Annotated in this window: 19 protein-coding genes; 12 read left to right on the forward strand and 7 right to left on the reverse strand. The window is 56.9% G+C overall.

Annotated elements, in window-relative coordinates; all coding sequences use genetic code 11:
* Positions 1-63 precede the first annotated feature (63 nt).
* The 3 genes from pitA (at position 64) to ACSVHP_RS14270 (ending at position 2511) form a co-directional block, all read left to right on the forward strand.
* Entirely contained in the window at positions 64-1563 is a 1500-nt protein-coding gene (gene pitA, locus ACSVHP_RS14260; RefSeq protein WP_234674072.1) for an inorganic phosphate transporter PitA, read from the forward strand.
* A gap of 173 nt (positions 1564-1736) precedes the next feature.
* Entirely contained in the window at positions 1737-2126 is a 390-nt protein-coding gene (locus ACSVHP_RS14265) for a polymorphic toxin type 44 domain-containing protein (RefSeq protein ID WP_447552229.1), read from the forward strand.
* Complete coding sequence (locus tag ACSVHP_RS14270; RefSeq protein ID WP_447552230.1) at positions 2104-2511, forward strand: hypothetical protein; 408 nt, start codon at positions 2104-2106, stop codon at positions 2509-2511. Before ACSVHP_RS14265 ends, ACSVHP_RS14270 begins: the two co-directional genes overlap by 23 nt.
* Positions 2512-2548: 37 nt before the next feature.
* Here ACSVHP_RS14270 and uspB read toward each other — a convergent pair whose 3' ends face one another.
* Positions 2549-2884 carry a universal stress protein UspB gene (gene uspB / locus ACSVHP_RS14275; RefSeq protein WP_102890054.1) on the reverse strand — a complete coding sequence of 112 codons (336 nt, stop codon included), beginning with the start codon at positions 2882-2884 and terminating at the stop codon, positions 2549-2551.
* Positions 2885-3167: 283 nt separating this feature from the next.
* On the opposite strand from uspB, the gene uspA reads away from it, so the two are divergent.
* A complete protein-coding gene (uspA, locus tag ACSVHP_RS14280) occupies positions 3168-3605 on the forward strand; it encodes a universal stress protein UspA (RefSeq protein ID WP_003861223.1) in 438 nt (145 codons plus the stop codon).
* Between the two features lie 124 nt (positions 3606-3729).
* Here the strand turns inward: uspA and rsmJ are convergent, their stop codons facing one another.
* Both rsmJ and prlC read right to left on the reverse strand, forming a co-directional pair.
* Positions 3730-4494, reverse strand: a complete 765-nt coding sequence (gene rsmJ / locus ACSVHP_RS14285) for a 16S rRNA (guanine(1516)-N(2))-methyltransferase RsmJ (RefSeq protein WP_417313722.1) — start codon at positions 4492-4494, stop codon at positions 3730-3732.
* 7 nt (positions 4495-4501) lie between these two features.
* Complete coding sequence (gene prlC / locus ACSVHP_RS14290; protein WP_447552231.1) at positions 4502-6544, reverse strand: oligopeptidase A; 2043 nt, start codon at positions 6542-6544, stop codon at positions 4502-4504.
* A gap of 214 nt (positions 6545-6758) precedes the next feature.
* Here prlC and ACSVHP_RS14295 point away from each other — a divergent pair, with 214 nt between their 5' ends.
* The 3 genes from ACSVHP_RS14295 to ACSVHP_RS14305 all read left to right on the forward strand — a co-directional run bounded on the left by ACSVHP_RS14295 (position 6759) and on the right by ACSVHP_RS14305 (position 10875).
* Positions 6759-7601, forward strand: coding sequence for a 23S rRNA (adenine(2030)-N(6))-methyltransferase RlmJ (locus ACSVHP_RS14295; RefSeq protein ID WP_447552232.1), 843 nt, complete (start codon positions 6759-6761; stop codon positions 7599-7601).
* Between the two features lie 71 nt (positions 7602-7672).
* A complete protein-coding gene (gene gorA / locus ACSVHP_RS14300; protein ID WP_234674066.1) occupies positions 7673-9025 on the forward strand; it encodes a glutathione-disulfide reductase in 1353 nt (450 codons plus the stop codon).
* A 200-nt stretch (positions 9026-9225) separates the two neighbouring features.
* Positions 9226-10875: an alpha,alpha-trehalase gene (locus ACSVHP_RS14305; RefSeq protein WP_447552233.1), complete on the forward strand. Its 1650-nt coding sequence runs from the start codon at positions 9226-9228 to the stop codon at positions 10873-10875.
* 56 nt (positions 10876-10931) lie between these two features.
* Here ACSVHP_RS14305 and ACSVHP_RS14310 read toward each other — a convergent pair whose 3' ends face one another.
* The gene (locus ACSVHP_RS14310) at positions 10932-12521 is read right to left on the reverse strand and encodes an STY4199 family HEPN domain-containing protein (RefSeq protein WP_447552234.1); all 1590 of its coding nucleotides are present in this window, start codon (positions 12519-12521) and stop codon (positions 10932-10934) included.
* Between the two features lie 148 nt (positions 12522-12669).
* On the opposite strand from ACSVHP_RS14310, the gene ACSVHP_RS14315 reads away from it, so the two are divergent.
* Together ACSVHP_RS14315 and ACSVHP_RS14320 are read left to right on the forward strand one after the other, a co-directional pair.
* On the forward strand, positions 12670-13212 hold the full coding sequence (locus ACSVHP_RS14315) for a GNAT family N-acetyltransferase (RefSeq protein WP_447552235.1): 543 nt from the start codon (positions 12670-12672) through the stop codon (positions 13210-13212).
* A gap of 67 nt (positions 13213-13279) precedes the next feature.
* On the forward strand, positions 13280-13729 hold the full coding sequence (locus ACSVHP_RS14320) for a lysozyme (RefSeq protein ID WP_447552236.1): 450 nt from the start codon (positions 13280-13282) through the stop codon (positions 13727-13729).
* A gap of 1 nt (position 13730) precedes the next feature.
* Here the strand turns inward: ACSVHP_RS14320 and ACSVHP_RS14325 are convergent, their stop codons facing one another.
* Both ACSVHP_RS14325 and ACSVHP_RS14330 read right to left on the reverse strand, forming a co-directional pair.
* The gene (locus ACSVHP_RS14325; RefSeq protein ID WP_447552237.1) at positions 13731-14333 is read right to left on the reverse strand and encodes a response regulator transcription factor; all 603 of its coding nucleotides are present in this window, start codon (positions 14331-14333) and stop codon (positions 13731-13733) included.
* Positions 14334-14556: 223 nt separating this feature from the next.
* Positions 14557-15315 (reverse strand): SDR family NAD(P)-dependent oxidoreductase, encoded by a 759-nt coding sequence (locus ACSVHP_RS14330; protein WP_417313716.1) that lies wholly within the window; start codon positions 15313-15315, stop codon positions 14557-14559.
* Between the two features lie 119 nt (positions 15316-15434).
* Between ACSVHP_RS14330 and ACSVHP_RS14335 the strand changes: the two genes are divergently transcribed.
* The 3 genes from ACSVHP_RS14335 (at position 15435) to ACSVHP_RS14345 (ending at position 19007) form a co-directional block, all read left to right on the forward strand.
* A complete protein-coding gene (locus tag ACSVHP_RS14335) occupies positions 15435-16334 on the forward strand; it encodes a LysR family transcriptional regulator (protein ID WP_447552238.1) in 900 nt (299 codons plus the stop codon).
* A gap of 51 nt (positions 16335-16385) precedes the next feature.
* On the forward strand, positions 16386-17411 hold the full coding sequence (yhjD, locus tag ACSVHP_RS14340) for an inner membrane protein YhjD (protein WP_447552239.1): 1026 nt from the start codon (positions 16386-16388) through the stop codon (positions 17409-17411).
* Positions 17412-17684: 273 nt separating this feature from the next.
* Positions 17685-19007 carry an MFS transporter gene (locus tag ACSVHP_RS14345; protein WP_447552240.1) on the forward strand — a complete coding sequence of 441 codons (1323 nt, stop codon included), beginning with the start codon at positions 17685-17687 and terminating at the stop codon, positions 19005-19007.
* A gap of 60 nt (positions 19008-19067) precedes the next feature.
* Here the strand turns inward: ACSVHP_RS14345 and ACSVHP_RS14350 are convergent, their stop codons facing one another.
* Positions 19068-21110 (reverse strand): AsmA family protein, encoded by a 2043-nt coding sequence (locus ACSVHP_RS14350; protein ID WP_447552241.1) that lies wholly within the window; start codon positions 21108-21110, stop codon positions 19068-19070.
* Positions 21111-21114: the final 4 nt, after the last annotated feature.

The following is a 21114-nucleotide window of genomic DNA, read 5'->3' on the forward strand; positions in this document are numbered from 1 at the left end:
CCCGTTGCGCATTTGTCCTGGATAATGCGCCGCGTTCATGTCCTCAAAATGGCGTAACGTCCTATGCTACATTTGTTTGCCGGCCTGGATTTACATACCGGGCTTTTATTATTGCTTGCTCTGGCATTTGTATTGTTCTACGAAGCGATTAATGGCTTCCACGACACTGCGAACGCAGTAGCAACGGTTATCTACACTCGCGCAATGCGATCGCAGGTTGCGGTCGTTATGGCGGCGGTATTTAACTTCTTTGGTGTCCTCCTGGGCGGACTGAGCGTTGCGTATGCGATCGTGCATATGCTGCCAACGGATCTGCTTCTTAACGTTAGTTCTGGCCATGGCCTCGCTATGGTGTTCTCAATGCTGCTTGCTGCAATTATCTGGAACCTCGGTACCTGGTATTTCGGCCTGCCTGCATCCAGTTCTCACACGCTCATCGGCGCAATTATCGGTATCGGGTTAACCAACGCCCTGATGACCGGTACGTCTGTTGTTGATGCGCTTAACATCCCGAAAGTGCTCGGTATTTTCGGCTCGCTGATCATCTCTCCTATCGTGGGTCTGGTGGTCGCAGGTGGATTGATTTTCATCCTGCGTCGTTACTGGAGCGGTACCAAAAAACGCGCCCGTATTCACCTGACGCCGGCAGAGCGTGAAAAGAAAGACGGCAAGAAAAAGCCGCCATTCTGGACGCGTATCGCGCTGATCATTTCCGCTATCGGTGTGGCCTTCTCTCATGGCGCAAACGACGGTCAGAAAGGCATTGGTCTGGTGATGCTGGTTCTGATTGGCGTGGCTCCGGCCGGTTTCGTGGTCAACATGAACGCCTCTGGTTATGAGATCACCCGTACGCGTGATGCCGTTAACAACGTTGAAGTCTATTTCCAGCAGCACCCTGCGCTGTTGAAAAAAGCGACCGGCGTTGACCAGCTGATCCCTTCTCCGGAAGCGGGTGCAGCAACGGCACCGGGCGAGTTCCACTGCCATCCAGCAAACGCGATTAACGCGCTGGAACGCGCTAAAAACATGCTGGGTGATATCGAAAGCTACGACAAACTTGCCGTGGAACAGCGCGGTCAGCTGCGTCGCATCATGCTCTGCATCTCTGACGTGACCGACAAAGTCGCGAAGCTGCCGGAAGTGAACGCTGACGATCAGCGTCTGCTGAAGAAACTGAAAGGCGATATGCTCAACACCATCGAGTACGCGCCAATCTGGATCATCATGGCCGTTGCGCTGGCTCTGGGTATCGGTACGATGATTGGCTGGCGTCGTGTGGCGACCACCATCGGTGAGAAGATCGGTAAGAAAGGCATGACGTATGCGCAGGGTATGTCCGCGCAGATGACGGCAGCCGTTTCAATCGGTCTGGCGAGCTACACGGGTATGCCAGTATCAACGACCCACGTACTCTCCTCTTCCGTGGCAGGTACCATGCTTGTTGACGGTGGCGGTCTGCAACGTAAAACCGTGACCAGCATTCTGATGGCCTGGGTGTTCACCCTCCCGGCATCCATCCTGCTGTCTGGCGGTCTGTACTGGATCTCGCTGAAGCTGATTTAATTGGCTGAGTGCGACAAAAAAGCGGGTCAGGAAACTGACCCGCTTTTTTTTTGCGTGCTCATTCAACTTAAGTCCTTACTTTCATTAGAAAAATCTGAACATTTTTTGTTCAGATTTTCAACATGCGAGAAACTATCATGCATGGAGGATAAAATGCTCTCAAAGGAAGAAATATGGCTTCTGTTCCCACTCCTGGTCCAGGCTCGATTGTAATAGCGAATAACATGCGTGAAGCTCGCCGTAACGGGATGTCGCGAAATATGGCCACACCCTCAACGTATTACTGGTTTTACCAACAAGTCAGAAATGGCGGACCGTGGGATTACAAAAAATTTGATCCCTATTTCGCCGCATTCGGTAATTTCAATTTTGGCGCTGCCGGAACAGCAGCAGGCATTCCGGAAAAGATCCTCCTGATGGGTGCAGGTTGGGCACAGGGCCGTGCTGGTACCTCAAAACCTGAGTGGGGAAAGTGGCACGAAAAGCCGCCCTACGGCGATGACCCTACGGATCAGCGCAATATCAAAGAAGGAATCGCCTATGCCATTCAAAACGGCTATTAAGTGGGTTCACGGCACCGTCACAGTAGTATTGCTGATAGTCGTTTTGGGCTTTATCTGGCTCAACCATAGCCCGGATCCACGTAGCGGTGACAGGTTGCAGCGGGCCTATAAGCTGTCAGATAGCGTATGGCTGTACATGACCGTTAACGATCAAGGTGGCGCAACCGTACCAACCCTTTATCGTTATTATCTCTCGAATAAACTGAAGGGAAATGACGAGGATGTCCTTGTTCAGCTCGCGACGAAATCGCCCGTTATCGTGGGTACGGGCAGCATTACGCATGCCGAGGCAGGTAAAAATGGTGAGGTGAACATTGCCTACAGCGGGAAGGTAATCACGCTGAAGGAAAACGTGTCGAATCTTCAGTTCACCGTCACGCCCTGAATCAAAGAAAGGCGAGGCCATCCTCGCCTTTTTATACTCAGTGCCAAATCATCAGTGCAATCATACTCACCACAACCAGCCCGCAGAGGGCGCTGGTCAAAATGAACTGACGACGCAGGCGCTCGCAGCGACGAATAAATTCATCGTCGTGATGATCGCGGTAGCGTTGGTAGTAGATATACCCTACCAGACGCATCTGCTTGCTGGGCTGTCCATGCGAGGTGAAGAACCCTCCACCGTCCACATACTGATAAAGCAACGGATCGCAACCACGAAGTACCACTAATAGCGCACGTAACGATGAGAAGTAGCGCGCCATATTCACTATGCAAACCACACATAACGCCCAAAACAATGCGACGGTGCTAATCATACTTCCTCCCCGGCGTCCGCCCACGAAGCAACGCTTCGGGACTACCGCACCCCAATGCCCTGACAGACAGATCAGTGAAGAATGACTCGAAAGTCGATCGGGGTCACATTTTAATATCCGACCGGCTCATTAAATAGTGTAGGAGATCCACTAATTTTTTTGCCACATGGTTAATCGTTATCAACACCAAAGCTTGAAAATTTTGTTCAACTGGGCGGTAATGAAAGCATCAGACGACGGCTTCCCCATTTAGTCATCGATAACTTAAGGAAGGAGTAACACTATGGCTTACAAACACATTCTCATCGCGGTAGACCTCTCCCCGGAGAGCAAAGTGCTGGTTGATAAAGCGGTATCCATGGCGCGTCCGTACAACGCTAAAGTTTCGTTGATTCACGTTGATGTGAATTACTCCGATCTCTATACCGGCCTGATCGATGTCAATCTGGGCGATATGCAAAAGCGCATTTCCGAAGAGACTCACCATGCGCTGAGCGAGCTGTCCACTAACGCGGGGTATCCAATCACCGAAACCCTGAGCGGCAGCGGCGACCTGGGTCAGGTGCTGGTTGATGCGATTAAGAAATACGACATGGACCTGGTGGTCTGCGGTCATCATCAGGACTTCTGGAGCAAGCTGATGTCCTCCGCGCGCCAGCTGATTAACACCGTTCACGTGGATATGCTGATTGTCCCGCTGCGTGACGAAGAAGACGAATAAGCGTAAAAAAGCCCGGTGGCGCTAACGCTTACCGGGCCTACCTGGTCAACGCAAAACGGCAACATGGTTGCCGTTTTTTTATGTTTGTTCCCTCTCCCTGTGGGAGAGGGTCAGGGTGAGGGCATCAGGCCGCCCCCTCCTCCGGCGTTCCTGAATAAATATCAAACCGATGCCCTTTTGTAGTCACCGCATTGGTCGTGGCAACGTCCGCCAGCGGCGGTGCGTAGTCCGGGCGCTTCACCACCACCCGCTTCGTCGCAAGCTGACGGGCAGGCTCCAGTAATCCATCGGCATCTAAATCCGGCCCCACCAGCGACTGAAACACGCGCATCTCTTTCTTCACCAGCGCGCTTTTCTGCTTGTGCGGGAACATCGGGTCGAGATAAACCACCTGCGGGCGCGGGGTGATATCCGTTAACGCCGTCAGGCTGGAGGCGTGGATAAGCTGCAAACGCTCCTGCAACCACGGGCCGATTTCCGGGTCGGCGTAGCCGCGCGTCAGGCCGTCGTCGAGCAGCGCCGCGACGACCGGGTTGCGCTCAAGCATCCGCACACGGCACCCCACAGAGGCCAACACGAACGCGTCGCGCCCCAGCCCCGCCGTGGCATCCACCACGTCAGGCAGGTAGCTGCCTTTAATGCCCACCGCTTTGGCGACCGCTTCACCGCGACCGCCGCCGAACTTGCGCCGGTGGGCCATCGCCCCGCCGACAAAGTCGACAAAAATCCCGCCGAGCTTCGGCTCGTCGCACTTGCGTAGCTCCAGATGCGCGGGCGTCATCACCAGCGCCATCAGGTTCTCTTCATCGTGCTCCAGCCCCCAGCGGGCGGCTAAAACAGATAAGGCGCCGTCCCCGGCGCCTGTTTCATCTACTAAGCGGATCTTCACGAATCGACTAGCCCTTGATCCCGTAGTGCTCCAGCATCGCATCCAGCTGCGGCTCGCGGCCGCGGAAGCGTTTGAACAGCTCCATTGGCTCCTCGGAACCGCCGCGGGTCAGGATGTTGTCGAGGAACGACTGTCCGGTTTCACGGTTGAAGATCCCCTCCTCTTCGAAGCGGGAGAAGGCGTCTGCCGCCAGCACGTCGGCCCACAGGTAGCTGTAGTAGCCCGCCGCGTAACCGCCCGCGAAGATATGGCTGAACGCGTGCGGGAAACGGCCCCAGGTTGGGTTAGGAATAACGGCAACCTGCTTTTTAATCTCGGCCAGGGTTTCGAGGACTTTCGCCCCCTGCTCCGGGCTGAACTCCGCGTGCAGGCGGAAGTCGAATAGGCCGAACTCCAGCTGGCGCAGGATAAACATCGCCGCCTGGTAGTTCTTCGCCGCCAGCATTTTATCCAGCAGCTCCTTCGGCAGCGGCTCGCCGGTTTCGTAGTGGCCGGAGATAAACGCCAGCGCGTCCGGCTCCCAGCACCAGTTTTCCATAAACTGGCTCGGCAGCTCGACCGCATCCCACGGCACCCCGCTGATACCCGCCACGCCTGCGGTTTCGATACGGGTCAGCATATGGTGCAGACCGTGACCGAACTCGTGGAACAGGGTGATCACCTCGTCGTGGGTAAACAGCGCAGGTTTGCCGTTCACCGGACGGTTAAAGTTACAGGTCAGATAGGCAACCGGCTTTTGCAGCGTGCCGTCGGCTTTACGCATCTGGCCCACACAGTCGTCCATCCACGCCCCGCCGCGCTTGTTCTCACGCGCATAGAGATCGAGGTAGAAGCTGCCGCGAAGTTCGTTCTTCTCGTCGTACAGCTCGAAGAAGCGCACTTCAGGATGCCAGACGTCAATGTCGGTACGCTCTTTGGCAGTGATGCCGTAGATGCGTTTCACCACTTCGAACAGGCCGTTCACGGCTTTGTTCTCCGGGAAGTACGGGCGCAGCTGCTCGTCGCTGATGCTGTAGAGATGCTGCTTCTGTTTTTCGCTGTAGTACGCGATATCCCACGGCTGAAGCTCGTCCACGCCGAACTCCGCTTTGGCGAAGGCGCGCAGCTGGGCCAGCTCTTTTTCACCCTGCGGACGGGCGCGTTTCGCCAGATCCGTCAGGAAGTCGAGCACCTGCTGCGGGTTTTCCGCCATTTTGGTGGCGAGGGATTTGTCCGCGTAGCTGTCGAAGCCCAGCAGCTGTGCCAGCTCGTGACGCAGGGCGAGGATCTCCGCCATCACCGGGCTGTTGTCCCATTTACCGGCATTCGGCCCCTGATCGGACGCGCGGGTGCTGTACGCGCGATACATCTCTTCACGCAGCGCCTGGTTGTCGCAGTAGGTCATGACCGGGAGATAGCTCGGGATATCCAGCGTTAACAGGAAACCTTCCTGCTCTTTCGCTTCGGCCTGGGCCTTCGCCGCCGCCAGCGCGCTTTCCGGCATCCCGGCGAGTTCAGATTCATCGGTAATCAGCTTCGACCAGCCCATCGTGGCGTCGAGCACGTTGTTGCTGTACTGGTTACCGAGCTCGGACAGACGGGCGGCGATTTCGCCGTAGCGGGTCTGCTTCTCCTTCGGCAGGCCAATCCCCGAAAGCTCGAAGTCGCGCAGGGCGTTATCGACCGATTTTTTCTGCGCGGTATTCAGTTCGGCATAGTGGTCGCCGTCGCGCAGGTCGCGGTAGGCCTGATACAGCCCTTCGTGCTGACCGACCCAGGTGCTGTACTCAGAGAGCAGCGGCAGAGTTTGTTCGTAAGCTTCGCGCAGCTCCGGGCTGTTCTTCACCGAGTTCAGGTGGCTGATTGGGGAGAAGATGCGCCCCAGCACGTCGTCCACTTCGGCCAGCTTTTGACACAGGTTTTCCCAGGTGTACGGCCCGCCCTGCGCCACCACGCTTTCCACCGCCGCGCGGCAGTTGTCCAGCGACTGGGTAACGGCCGGAACCACGTGCTCAGGGCGGATTTTAGAAAACGGCGGTAATGAAAAAGGCGTCAGTAATGGATTGGTCATAAGCGCTGTCCTGTTTGAATAAGGTAAATGAAGCGCGCATCCGGCGCTGTGCATATTGTTCTGTAATGGGGTTAAGTGTAGAGGATTTCAATGCCAGACGTTGCGCTTTCGCGGCAGTGGGAACTTTTCTGTATACTGTGGCGATACGCTCTATTTTTGCCCGATGGCGCTGCGCTTATCGGGCCTACGTTGACAACCTGGAACACGTTCACCCATGCTCAGTTATCGCCACAGCTTCCACGCAGGCAACCACGCCGACGTCCTTAAACACACCGTTCAGAGCCTGATCATCGAAGCGCTGAAAGAGAAAGATAAGCCGTTTCTCTATCTGGACACCCACGCGGGCGCGGGCCGTTATCAGCTGAGCGGGGAACACGCCGAGCGTACCGGTGAATACCTGGAAGGCATCGCCCGCATCTGGCAGCAGGACGATCTGCCGGCCGAGCTGGAGCCATACATTGGCGTGGTGAATCATTTCAACCGTAACGGCCAGCTGCGCTACTACCCTGGCTCGCCGCTCATCGCCCGCCAGCTGCTGCGCGAGCAGGACAGCCTTCAGCTGACCGAGCTGCACCCGAGCGACTTCCCGCTGCTGCGCTCTGAGTTCCAGAAAGACAGCCGCGCCCGCGTGGACAAAGCCGACGGCTATCAGCAGCTGAAAGCCAAACTGCCGCCGATATCCCGTCGCGGCCTGGTGCTGATCGACCCGCCTTACGAAATCAAAACCGACTATCAGGCGGTGGTGACGGGCATTAACGAAGGCTACAAACGCTTTGCAACCGGCACTTACGCCCTGTGGTATCCGGTGGTGCTGCGCGCGCAAATCAAGCGCATGATCAAAGACCTGGAAGCCACCGGCATCCGCAAAATCCTGCAAATCGAGCTGGCGGTGCGTCCGGACAGCGACCAGCGCGGCATGACCGCCTCCGGCATGATTGTGATCAACCCGCCGTGGAAGCTCGAAGCGCAGATGAACAGCGTGCTGCCGTGGCTCCACAAAACGCTGGTGCCTGCGGGAACAGGCCACGCCACGGTCAGCTGGATCGTGCCGGAGTAATCGCAGTCATTGATGGAACCAATTGATTTCAGGTATACAATCGCGGCAATTCACGATTAAGGACAAAAGCTATGACTAAGCATTATGACTACATCGCAATCGGTGGCGGCAGCGGCGGCATCGCCTCTATCAACCGCGCAGCCATGTACGGCCAGAAGTGTGCGCTGATTGAAGCCAAAGCGCTGGGCGGCACCTGCGTGAACGTGGGTTGTGTACCGAAAAAAGTGATGTGGCACGCCGCGCAAATCCGCGAAGCTATCCATATGTACGGCCCGGACTACGGCTTTGACACCACCATCAACCACTTCGACTGGGACAAGCTGATTGCCAGCCGTACCGCCTATATCGACCGCATTCACACCTCGTACGACAACGTGCTGGGCAAGAACAACGTTGATGTGATCCACGGCTTTGCCCGCTTTGTGGACGCGAAAACGATCGAAGTGAACGGCGAAACGATCACCGCCGATCATATCCTGATCGCCACCGGCGGCCGCCCTTCCCATCCGGATATTCCGGGCGTGGAATACGGTATCGACTCTGACGGCTTCTTCGAACTGCCTGCCCTGCCAAAACGCGTTGCCGTGGTTGGCGCAGGCTATATCGCCGTTGAGCTGGCGGGCGTGATTAACGGTCTGGGCGCCGAAGCGCACCTGTTCGTGCGTAAACACGCGCCGCTGCGCAGCTTTGATCCGCTGATCGTCGATACCCTGGTTGAAGTAATGAACGCCGAAGGCCCAACCCTGCACACCAACGCCGTTCCAAAAGCGGTGGTGAAAAACGCGGACGGCAGCCTGACCCTGGAGCTGGAAGATGGCCGCAGCCAGACCGTCGACTGCCTGATCTGGGCGATTGGCCGTGAACCGGCGAACGACAACTTCAACCTGGCCGCGACGGGCGTGAAAACCAATGACAAAGGCTACATCGTTGTCGATAAGTTCCAGAACACCAGCGTGCCGGGCATTTATGCCGTCGGCGATAACACCGGTGCCGTTGAGCTGACCCCGGTTGCCGTTGCGGCGGGCCGTCGCCTGTCCGAGCGCCTGTTTAACAACAAGCCGGACGAGCATCTGGACTACACCAACATCCCGACCGTGGTCTTCAGCCACCCGCCAATCGGCACCGTCGGCTTAACCGAGCCGCAGGCGCGCGAGCAGTACGGCGACGACCAGGTGAAAGTGTATAAATCGTCGTTTACCGCGATGTACACCGCCGTCACCTCTCACCGCCAGCCGTGCCGCATGAAGCTGGTTTGCGTGGGCCCGGACGAGAAGATTGTCGGTATCCACGGCATCGGCTTTGGTATGGACGAGATCCTGCAAGGCTTCGCGGTGGCGCTGAAAATGGGCGCAACCAAGAAAGACTTCGACAACACCGTGGCGATCCACCCGACCGCAGCGGAAGAGTTTGTCACCATGCGTTAATACGCGCGTGAACGTCGTTCCGAAGCCCCTCTCCGGAGGGGCTTTTTTTTAACATTCATAAACTGTTGCAAAACGAATGCTCCGAAAAGCGTGATCAACCGCACATATCCCTACCCAACTACCGAAGCGAATGTCTACGCTTAATAGACACCCGGAAAAACCTGTCAAAAGTGAATATGCAACCGGAGGCGCTTATCATTATGTTCAACCAGAAACTACACCCTGCGGATATCGTTGAGTTCGAAATTAAGGAAGAGCTTTGCTACGAAACCGATCCCTGCGAGTTGAAACTGGATGAAATGATTGAGGCGGAGCCGGAACCCGAGATGATCGAGGGGCTGCCCGCTTCCGATGCCCTGACGCCCGCCGACCGCTACCTTGAACTGTTCGAGCACGTTCAGTCGACGCGGCTGTTTGCGGACAGCAAAACCTTCCCTGACTGTGCGCCGAAGATGGATCCGCTGGATATCCTGATCCGCTACCGTAAGGTCCGTCGTCACCGGGACTTCGACCTGGCGCGGTTTGTGGAGAACCACTTCTGGATGCCGGAAGACTACAGCAAAGAGTATGTCTCGGATCCCGGTATGTCGCTTAAAGAACATATCGACAACTTGTGGCCGGTGCTGACGCGCGAGCCGCAGGATCACATCCCCTGGTCGTCGCTGCTGGCGCTGCCGCAGGCGTATATTGTGCCCGGCGGTCGCTTCAGCGAAACCTACTACTGGGACTCGTACTTCTCCATGCTGGGGCTGGCGGAAAGCGGGCGTAACGACCTGCTTAAATGCATGGCGGATAACTTCGCGTGGTTAATTGAGCGCTACGGGCATATCCCGAACGGCAACCGCACCTACTATCTGAGCCGCTCCCAGCCGCCCGTGTTTGCGCTGATGGTCGAGCTGTTTGAAGAGGATGGCGTGCGCGGGGCGAAGCGCTATCTGGAGCACCTGAAGATGGAGTACGCCTTCTGGATGGACGGCGCGGAATCGCTGCTGCTCAACCAGGCGTACCGCAGCGCGGTGCGAATGCCGGACGGCTCCCTGCTTAACCGCTACTGGGACGACCGCGACACGCCGCGCGACGAATCCTGGATCGAGGACGTGGAAACCGCCCGACACTCAGGGCGTCCGCCGAACGAAGTGTATCGCGACCTGCGCGCCGGGGCTGCCTCCGGCTGGGATTACTCCTCACGCTGGCTGCGCGACCCGGGTCGACTGGCGAGCATCCGCACGACGCAGTTCATCCCTATCGATCTGAACGCGTTCCTGTTCAAGCTGGAAAGCGCTATCGCCAATATTTCGGCGTCGAAGGGGGATAAAGAGACCGCCGAGCTGTTCCACCAGAAGGCCAGCGACCGCCGCGCCGCCGTTAACCGCTATCTGTGGGATGACGAAAACGGCTGCTATCGCGACTACGACTGGCGACGCGAAGAGATGGCGCTGTTTTCTGCCGCCAGCATCGTGCCGCTGTACGTGGGCATGGCGACCCATGAGCAGGCGGAGCGCCTGTCCGATGCGGTGAAAGCGCGTCTGCTGACGCCCGGCGGTATTCTGGCAACCGAATACGAAACCGGCGAGCAGTGGGATAAACCGAACGGCTGGGCGCCATTGCAGTGGATGGCGATCCAGGGGTTCAAACAGTACGGTAACGACTCGCTGGGCGATGAGATCGCCTGGAGCTGGCTGCAAACGGTGAACCATTTTTATAAGTCGCACCATAAGCTTATCGAGAAGTACCACATCGCCAGCAGTACCCCGCGCGAAGGTGGCGGGGGTGAGTATCCGTTGCAGGACGGGTTCGGCTGGTCGAACGGCGTGGTACGGAGATTGATTGGGTTGTATGGGGAGCCTTAACTGAACTCTTGTAGTTCCCTCTCCCTTTGGGAGAGGGTTAGGGTGAGGGGAAACGTTTAGCGAATCACCTCATATATCGCCGTCTGTATAGACTGCCATTTCTTCGTTTCCGCATCCGGCTGCGCTTTCGCGCGCCGCTTCGCCATATCCACGTAATGCTGCTGGCGCTTCACCACCGCCGGAACGGTGCAAAACGCCTTCAGATAGTCTTTGCGCTGCGACGTCAGCGACTCCCCGTTCGACATGGCGTGGCTCAACGTATTAATAAACCGGCGGCACGGCTTTTGCTCCACCATCTGCTGGCGGTAGCGCAGCATCAGCTCCAGCACGTCGTCATAGCCCGCCGACATCGCCTCTTCCGTCCATGACAGCTTCCAGTCCATACCGCCCTGTAAAAACAGCAGCGCCACGCGCGTGTCGTTACGGTTGATGGCGGAGCGGAAATTGTTCTCATCCCAGGTCACCCCCATACGCGTTAAGGTCTCACGCGACGAGGGCGTTTCGCGCATCTCTTCGATCGGCGCGGGCGCGGCGGCGCTCACCGTTGCAGGCGCTGGCTGAACGCTGGTCACCAGCCAGAATCCCCCGACCACAATGGCAATCACCATCACCCCAACGGCTCCCCAGAGTACGCCGGAGATCAGCTGCTCGCGCTGCTCCGGGGTGCGCGGCGCACGGTGGGTCGGCTTTTCGATGGTATCGCGCACCTCAAAAAGATCGCCTCCGGTGACCCGGTCCCTCTGCTGTGCCTTTTCCCAGAAGCGGTGCAGCTCCCCGGCATCCACCGCCATCAGTCCCGCCGGGTTGATGCGCGTGCGCCCCTCTTCAAACGCCCGCTGGACGGGCCGGGTGATTTGCGAATAGTAGCTATCCAGCAGCAGGATCTGCGCCGGGCTTAGGTGCTGCTGCACGGTAATGCTGTTGCGGATCAGGCGAATATCGTCGAGGAAGGTTTGCAGCGTTTTGCGCGGCTCAACCAGCAGGGTCAGCATCATCGGGTCGCTAAACAGCGACGAGTAATAACGGCTAAACTCCCGTTTATCCACCACCATCTGCGCCAGCTCGCTAAACATCATGCCGCTCAGGACATCGTTGATTTCGCCAAGCTTGAGCCAGCGGCGAACGCGGTCAGGGTTAAAAAGCGTTTTAAGATGGTTATTGAGCCGGACAGGGTCGGGCCACGCCTGCTGGATCAGCCCTTTTAGCATCAGCTCGATCGCCCGCACCTGCTTGTGCGCCTGCTGCTGCTGAAGCTCGCTACCCACAGAAAGCTCGGTGCTGTAGGTTAACAGCGGCTGTTGCAGACGCACGCGCTCCAGCGCGGTGACAAAGCGCATCGCGGCAATCAGCTGATTTTCACTCACCTCCTGCCCGCTTTCATACTGCGGAACGCGCTGCTGCAACAGCCTGAGCTGCAACGTGAAATCGGACATCTCGGCGTCGTTCAGATGCAGCTGCTTCGCGACCGCCGCCCATCCGCCCAGAGCTAAGCGCGCGCTATCCAGCTGTTCCAGGAACCAGCGAGGGTCTTTTCCTTCAGAAACATGTACATTCAAGAGCAGTAAAATTTCGACAGAGGCCTGACGAATGACCGCCAGACAGTGTTCAAACTGCTCGCGGATAAGGTGTGTAGTACTGAGAGTCATTGTTTTCCTTTAAGACAACGAAAACATAGGGCTGACCGCGCCAGAGCCGTTTTTCTTTTTAATTATACGAGGTTATAAACATAACCGAGTTTCCGTTGAAATAAAGTGACAGCCTTAGAATCATTTTAAAAGCTTAAGGAGGATCGTCATGCCCGTTCTCACGACCGCACGCCTGACCTGCACGCCGCTCGGCGAAGAAGACTGGCCCTTTTTCCTTGCATTACAGCAACATCCAGACGTAATGCGCTATGTCGCAGAGGACCGTCCTGTTAGCGCGATCCGCGAAGCCTTTGATTCCCGCCTGCTGCCGTGGATGCCCGGCAGCGCGCACTGGCTGTGCCTGGTGGTGCGAGATACCGTCAGCCAGACGCCGCTTGGCGTGACGGGTTACATCCATCGGGAAAGCGACTGCGCGGAGGTGGGCTTTCTGTTTGCGCCGTCTGCACAGGGCAAAGGCTATGGCTATGAGTCGTTAGAGGCGCTGGTCGACTATGCGTTTACTCATGGCGGCATTCGCAGGCTGACCGCCACCGTTACCGCCGGCAATGCGGCGTCCCGCGGGCTGCTGGAGAAGGCCGGATTTCGGCTGGAGGGCGAACTGCGTGAAAGTTATTATCTTGCAGGGCGCTGGCAAAATGACTGGCTGTTCGGCTTATTAAAACATGAGATTCAGACGCTAAAGGCTAATTAGGGGCCATTTGGCGGATATGTCTTAATCATCGTTTCCTCTACAGTAGCGCCTCACAGAGGAAACGATTATGACTGGCCCGTTACTTAACACATCGTCTGCCGGAATTGAGTTTATAAAAAAACATCAGGGACTTTCCCTGGAAAAATATCGTGATGAAAGCGGTTTATGGATTATTGGATATGGCCATATTATTGGTCAGTCTGAAAAGTCATACAGCATCATCACCTCTTCTCAGGCGGAACGTTTACTCATTGACGATATTCAAAAATGCGAACGCGTGTTACGGAAAATAATTCCCTATCCGCTCTCACAAAAAAAACACGATGCGCTGGTGTCATTACTGTTCAGCTGCGGAATTTTCGACTGCCTGCAAACCGGCATCCTCCAGAATGTGGCACACGGGCGCTACGAAGAGGCAACGACGCGGTGGCGCAACGCTCTGATGTTAAACGGAAAGAAGGTTGAAAGCCTGGCGGCAATGCGCCAGGCCGAGTGTGCGCTTTTTCACGACGAGTAAATTATGCCGCACGGGTATAAAGCATCGCTGCCTGGGTCCGGTTTTTAACGTCGAGGCGTCGGAACAGCGCTTCAAGGTGCGCTTTGACCGTACCGGTGCTGATATTTAACGCCCGGCTGATGCCTTTGTTCGACTCCCCTTCGGCCAGCAGCTTTAAGACGTCAAGCTGGCGCTCGCTGAGCGAGGTGAGCTCACGCGGTGACGCGTTATCCTGTGCGACCCACTCGCAGGGGAAACAGACCATCCCCTTAGACACGGAGTCCAGCACCGCGGCAAAGCGCTCGGGATGGGCGTTACGTGGAATAATCGCCATCACGTTGCACTGCATCAGCTGCTCAACCCAGCGCGCCTCTTTTTTAGTTAGCACCACCACCAGCCGTGCCGCCGGAAAACGCGTCAGCATCTCCTTCAGCAAAGCCATGCAGTCGCGCTGAATAATACCGCCGTCTAACATGACAATAGAGGCCGGCGAGTGGGATAAAAGTGTCCATAATTCATCAGTCTGACTCGTCCCTGATATATCTATTTCCGGAATAAACGTCTTAAGACTATTGATTGCTCCATGAATAAATATCGACTGCCTGTCAAACATGATTACTCGCATTAATTTCTCCCCCGATGAGAGCGCTCTACCACGAAATACGATCATGGATGGTTAATGTAGACGCGCTAAATCGCGCCGGGGGATTCTACAGAGGCTTTTCTGGATAAAAAACCCAACTACGGGAAGCGTTACAAATTGCTCCGCTTCATTTACTTTCGCCAGATTTTGACACAACTTGCTTAAGGATCGCCTTAATAGGAGAGTCCTTTCCCCACCGGGAGACTTACAGGAACATCCCGCCTGAGACTTCAATGCGTTGCGCGTTCATCCAGCCCAGATTGTCGCTGAGCAGCGCGGCAATGGCATCGCCAATATCATCCGGCAGGCCGACGCGCCCCAGCGCGGTTTGAGCAGCCAATACCTTATTAAGCTCGGCGTTATCGCGTACCCGGCCCCCGCCAAAATCGGTTTCAATGGCGCCCGGGGCAATAATGTTCACGGAAATTCCGCGCGCCCCCAGCTCTTTAGCCTGGTAACGGGTCAGCACCTCCATCGCCCCTTTCATTGCGGCGTACGCGCCGGAGCCTGGCTGAGTGAAGCGCGCCAGGCCGCTGGACACGTTCAGGATCCGCCCGCCGTCTTTAATCAGCGGCAGCAGGCGCTGGGTCAGGAAAAACGGGCCTTTAAAGTGGACGTTCATCGCCTCATCGAACTGCGCTTCGGTGGTTTCGGCAAAAGGTGCATATAACCCCGTGCCGGCGTTGTTCAATAAATAATCGAAGGTATCGCGCTGCCAGATATTTTTAAGGGTGTCCTGCACCCGTAGAGCAAAATCCTCGAAGCTCGCAGTATTGCCGACGTTCAGCTGCAATGCCGCCGCTTTAACCCCTTTTGCCTCAATTTCGCGGACAACTTCACGCGCTTCCTGCTCGCTGCTGTTATAGGTCAGGATGATTCCGGTGCCGGCAGCCGCCAGCTTTAATACCGCGTTTTTACCCAGGCCGCGGCTACCGCCAGTGACTAAAGCAATACGTTCAGACATGAGAAACCTCTTTTCGGTTATTTTGGTCGTTGAGGAACAGCTTATTAGATGATAGAAAATCAATAAATACCGCCAATAACGCTTCACTGTTTCATTACGAACAACAATGAGCCTGTTCTATGGATAAAATTCACGCAATGCAGCTGTTCCTTCGCGTGGCGGAGCTGGAGAGCTTTTCCCGCGCGGCCGACACCTTAGGCCTGCCTAAAGGGAGCGTTTCCCGGCACATTCAGGCGCTGGAAAATATGCTCGGCACGCAGTTACTCCACCGCACCACGCGCCGCGTCAGCCTGACGCAGGACGGCATGGTCTATTACGAGCGTGCAAAAGATCTGCTGAGCAACCTCGATGAACTCGACGGCATGTTCCAGCTCGACCCCTCCAGCATCAGCGGACGGCTCCGCGTGGATATGCCGGTGGGCGTTGCGCGAAATTTAGTCATCCCAAAACTCCCGTCATTTTTGCAGCAGTATCCCGGCATTGAGCTGGAGCTCAGCAGCAGCGATCGGCTGGTGGATGTGATCCGCGAAGGGTTTGACTGCGTGGTGCGCGTCGGCACGCTGAAGGACTCCGGGCTGATTGCCCGTCCTTTGGGAAAACTGTCGGTAGTTAACTGCGCCAGCCCGGATTATCTGGAGCGTTTTGGCTACCCTGACGGCCTGGAGGATTTAGGCTCCCATGCGGTTATTCACTATGCCACCAGCCTGGGTACGCGCCCGCTGGGCTTTGAGTATTTCAACGGCAGCAGCACCCAGTGGGTGAAAACGGGCGGCGTGCTGACGGTCAACAGCACGGAGACCTATCACACCGCCTGCGTAGCGGGTTTAGGCATTATTCAGGTGCCGCGCGTTGGCGTGCGTGATGCCCTGCGGTCGAAAAAGCTGCTGGAGATCCTGCCGCAATACCGCCCGGAGCCGATGCCCGTATCGCTCATTTATCCGCACCGTCGCAACCTCTCCCGCCGGGTTCATCTGTTCATGGAGTGGCTGACTGAGGTAACAAAAGCTTACGTAGACTAGACGCAGGCTATAATTCAATAACATCCAGCTCAACGAAAAAGGAAAATGCGCGTGACGCCGGAAAATAACCCGCAACGACCGACACAACAGTTAGATTACGAACCCATCAAAAAGATGGATAACGAGCCTGAAACGCCGAAGGAGCCAGGCACCGCCAGCAAAGCGCTGGGAACCGTTACCGGCATGGTACAGCGCATCCAGCAGTTCCCGATGGTGGCGCACCTGATACGCGCAACGGAACGCTTTAACGACAGAATGGGAAATCAGTTTGGTGCCGCCATCACCTACTTCTCGTTTTTATCGATGATCCCGATCCTGATGGTGTCGTTTGCAGCGGCCGGTTTTGTGCTGGCCTCTCATCCCACGCTGCTTCAGGACATCTTCAATAAGATCCTGACCAACGTCAGTGACCAGACGCTCGCCACCACGCTGAAAAGCACCATCAACACCGCCGTTCAGCAGCGCACCACCGTAGGTATCGTCGGTCTGTTGATTGCGCTCTACTCCGGCATTAACTGGATGGGCAACCTGCGCGAGGCGATCCGCGCCCAGTCGCGCGACGTGTGGGAGCGCAAGCCGCAGGACGAAGAAAAAATCTGGGTGAAGTATTTTCGCGATTTTATTTCGCTGATTGGGCTACTGGTAGCGCTGATAGTGACGCTCTCTATTACTTCCGTCGCGGGCTCCGCGCAGCAGATGATTATCTCGGCGCTGTATCTGGACTACATCGAATGGCTTAAGCCCGCCTGGCGACTGATTGGGCTGGCGATATCCATTTTTGCCAACTACCTGCTGTTCTTCTGGATCTTCTGGCGCTTGCCGCGCCACCGTCCGCGCAAGAAGGCGCTGATCCGCGGCACGATGATTGCGGCCATAGGCTTTGAGATCATCAAAATCGTGATGACCTACACGCTGCCATCGCTGGTGAAGTCCCCGTCCGGCGCAGCGTTTGGTTCGGTGCTGGGGCTAATGGCGTTCTTCTACTTCTTCGCTCGCCTGACGCTGTTCTGCGCCGCGTGGATCGCCACCGCCGAGTACAAAGATGACCCGCGTATGCCGGGCAAAACCCACCACTAACCTATTCATCGGGCTGAATAAGAATGCAAAAATTCAGCCCGTTCTATAATTTCAGAATATAAATCCAGCCCGTAACTTTTATTTAACCAAAAACCAGTGTTATTCGCTGATATTTAAAAAGTGTGAAGCATTTCATAGATGGTATTTCTCTGGTCTGAAAATTATCCGCTTTTTGCTGGTTTTATCGCCAGCGCGCCCCTTTGTTACAGATTGAAATGTCGCTTTTGCTGTGCGTAATATGGCCGTTCGTTCGTCAAAATATAAGAATATTTTATGCAAGCAACCGCCACCACACTCGACTCTGAGCCGGAAAGCACCCCGGTAAACTCACGCAATAAAGTTGTCGTCGCCTCGCTGATTGGCACGGCCATTGAGTTCTTCGACTTTTATATTTATGCCACCGCCGCGGTGATTGTCTTCCCGCATATCTTCTTCCCGCAGGGCGACCCGACGGCCGCCACGCTACAGTCTCTGGCCACCTTTGCTATCGCCTTCATCGCGCGTCCAATCGGCTCGGCGGTGTTTGGTCACTTTGGCGACCGCGTCGGGCGTAAAGTGACGCTGGTCGCGTCGCTGCTGACGATGGGGATCTCCACCGTGGCGATCGGCCTGCTGCCGACCTACGAAACCATCGGCATTCTGGCGCCGGTTCTGCTGGCGCTGGCGCGTTTTGGTCAGGGTCTGGGCCTGGGCGGTGAATGGGGCGGTGCGGCGCTGCTGGCGACCGAGAACGCCCCTGCGCGCAAGCGTGCGCTGTACGGCTCCTTCCCGCAGCTGGGCGCGCCTATCGGCTTCTTCTTTGCTAACGGCACCTTCCTGCTGCTCTCCTGGCTGTTAACCGACGAGCAGTTCATGAGCTGGGGCTGGCGTATTCCGTTCGTCTTCTCGGCGGTGCTGGTGCTGATTGGCCTGTACGTGCGCGTGTCGCTGCATGAAACCCCGGTGTTCGCCAAAGTGGCGGCGGCCAAGAAACAGGTTAAGGTGCCGCTGGGTACGCTGCTGACCAAACACGTTCGCGTGACCGTGCTGGGCACCTTTATCATGCTGGCTACCTATACGCTGTTCTACATCATGACCGTCTACTCGATGACCTTCAGTACCGCCGCCGCGCCGGTTGGGCTGGGGCTGCCGCGTAACGAAGTGCTGTGGATGCTGATGATGGCGGTGATTGGCTTTGGCGTGATGGTGCCGATTGCGGGCCTGCTGGCGGACAAGTTTGGCCGCCGCTCCAGCATGATCGTGATTACGTCGCTGATTATTCTCTTCGCGCTGTTCGTCTTTCCGCCGCTGTTGGGCTCGGGTAGCCCGGCGCTGGTGATGGCGTATCTGCTGATTGGCCTGAGCCTGATGGGGCTGACCTTCGGCCCGATGGGCGCGCTGCTGCCGGAGCTGTTCCCGACGGAAGTGCGTTATACCGGGGCATCGTTCTCCTATAACGTGTCGTCCATCCTCGGCGCATCCGTGGCACCGTACATTGCGACCTGGTTGCAGGCGAACTACGGCCTGTTCTACGTGGGCGTGTATCTGGCGGCGATGGCCGCGCTGACGCTGATTGCCCTGCTGCTGACGCACGAGACTAAGCATCAGGATCTGTAGTTCACTGCGGCCTGATGCCCTCACCCCGACCCTCTCCCACAGGGAGAGGGAGAAAGGGAGCTACTTCTTCATCTGCGACAGAATATTCCGGCACTGATTTGCATCCCCTTCCGACGGTGATATCAACGCCAGCAGCGCCGCTGCCGGTGTCACCAGCGTCGCCAGCGCGGCCGCAACGGCACCGCGGGCAATCAGCGGCCCGGCCTTCACGCCCGCCTGAGGATTTTTGAAGGTTCCGCGCACGTACAGCGGCGAGCGCAGGGTGATGATACGGATCCCTTTACTCTCCGGATCGATGGTCAAATCCAGCTGCTCGGAGGCCATACTCGCCGTCCCGGTCACGTTAATCACCGCGTTCTCGGTATCGAAGGCGAAAATCTGCGGACGCGCCACGCCGTTGACCAGATCCAGATTCGCCGCCGCGCAGTTCACCCGCACTTCGTCGTCACCGAAGATCTGCCCGATGATGAAGTTACCGACGTTCAGGCCGAGGATTTCCATCAGGTTGCGGCTGATCAGCCCGTCGTTCATCAGCAGCTTCAGGTCACCGTTACTGCTGCCGAGGAGCGCCGCCACGGAGTTACCCACGCCGCGAATGTCCGCGTCACCGTTCATCTCGCCGAGGGTCTTCTGCATCAGCTCCACGTTTGGCATCAGCTCTTTCAGCTTCAGCCTGCGCGCCTTCACATCCGCCCGCCCCTGCATCGGCTTTTTATCCCCTTCAAGGTGGATATTCGATGAAATCGTCCCGCCCGCCAGGCCGAACTTCAGCGGTTGCAGCCGCAGGTCGGCGTTTTTGAGGATGATATGGGTCGAGAGGTCGCTTATCGGCAGGGTGCTGCCGTGCTCGATTTTGCGGCCCTTGAAGCGCACGTCGGCATCCATTACGTCCCATTTGTCGGTTTCGAAGCGGTCATAAGGCAGCACTTTGCCCGCAGGCTGGACGTCCTTTTTCACCTCTTTCGACTTGGTACCCTTCCCGGAGTCGACGCCAATCAGCGGCCCCAGATCGGCCAGGCGCAGCTGGCGGGATTCCAGATCCCCTTCCAGTTTCGGGCGCGGTTTTCCGGTGGTGTAGGTCATGCTGCCGTGAATGTCGCTGTCGCCAATCCGGCCGTTAAAGTCGCGGTAATCAAAGACCGAGGCTTTTTCCGTATCGATTTTTGCCACCAGATGACCGTCTGTTTCAAACGGCGGCGTATCCGGCAGCAGCACGCCCGTCAGGTCATACAGCTCGCCCAGGGAGTCCCCGGCGAACTTCAGCTGAAGATCGACGCCGCCCATTTTCATCGGGTCGTTCACCGTGCCGACAAAGGCCACGCGGGTGTTGCCCGAGCGGAAATCGGCCTGCACCGGGAACGGCGTGCCTTCGCTGCGCAGCGCCAGCATTCCGCCGATTTTACCCTTACCGCTCAGCGGCTGACCGTTGTAACGCCCTTTCGCCGTCAGGCCAAACACGTAATCGCCCGCTTTGGCGTTATCCCCTTTGGCCTTGCTGCCGGTGACTTCGCTAAACGGCAGCGGCTTGCCCAGCGGATCGACCAAGATCTCCACGTCCGCCTTGCTGACTTTATCGTCGATAGCGATCCGCCCGCGATCGAACAGAATATTGTCCAGGCGGAACGACCAGGATGAAGGCTTCGCGTTGGGATCTTTTTCGTCGCTGCTGGCAAGATTGAAGGTCCAGTTATCGTTTTTTTCCGACAGGCGAATCAGGCGCGCATCGGGCTGCTGGAGTTTGATCCACGGCAGATAGACCGTTTTGGTGAGCAGGGCAAGCGGCGCCAGCGTGGCTTCCACGCGCGGCAGATGCACCATCGTCACTTCAGGGATGTCCGGCGGGTTGCCGAGAACAATATCGTCTGCATGAACGTGCGGCCAGGGCACCCAGCTTCGCCAGCCGGTTTCCTCTTTTTGACGCTCCCAGACGACGCCCAAATCGCCGCGAATGGCGAAGGGTCGGTTCAGTTCGGTTGAAACTTTTTCATTAATGGTTGGCTTAAGACGATTCCAGTCGAACGTGGCGATAATGATGATTGCCACCACAATCAATAACAAGAAAATCCCAAGTACCCAGGTGACAATCCTGGTCGTTTTCGTCATTGTT

Source organism: Enterobacter sp. 186315 (assembly GCF_053290175.1).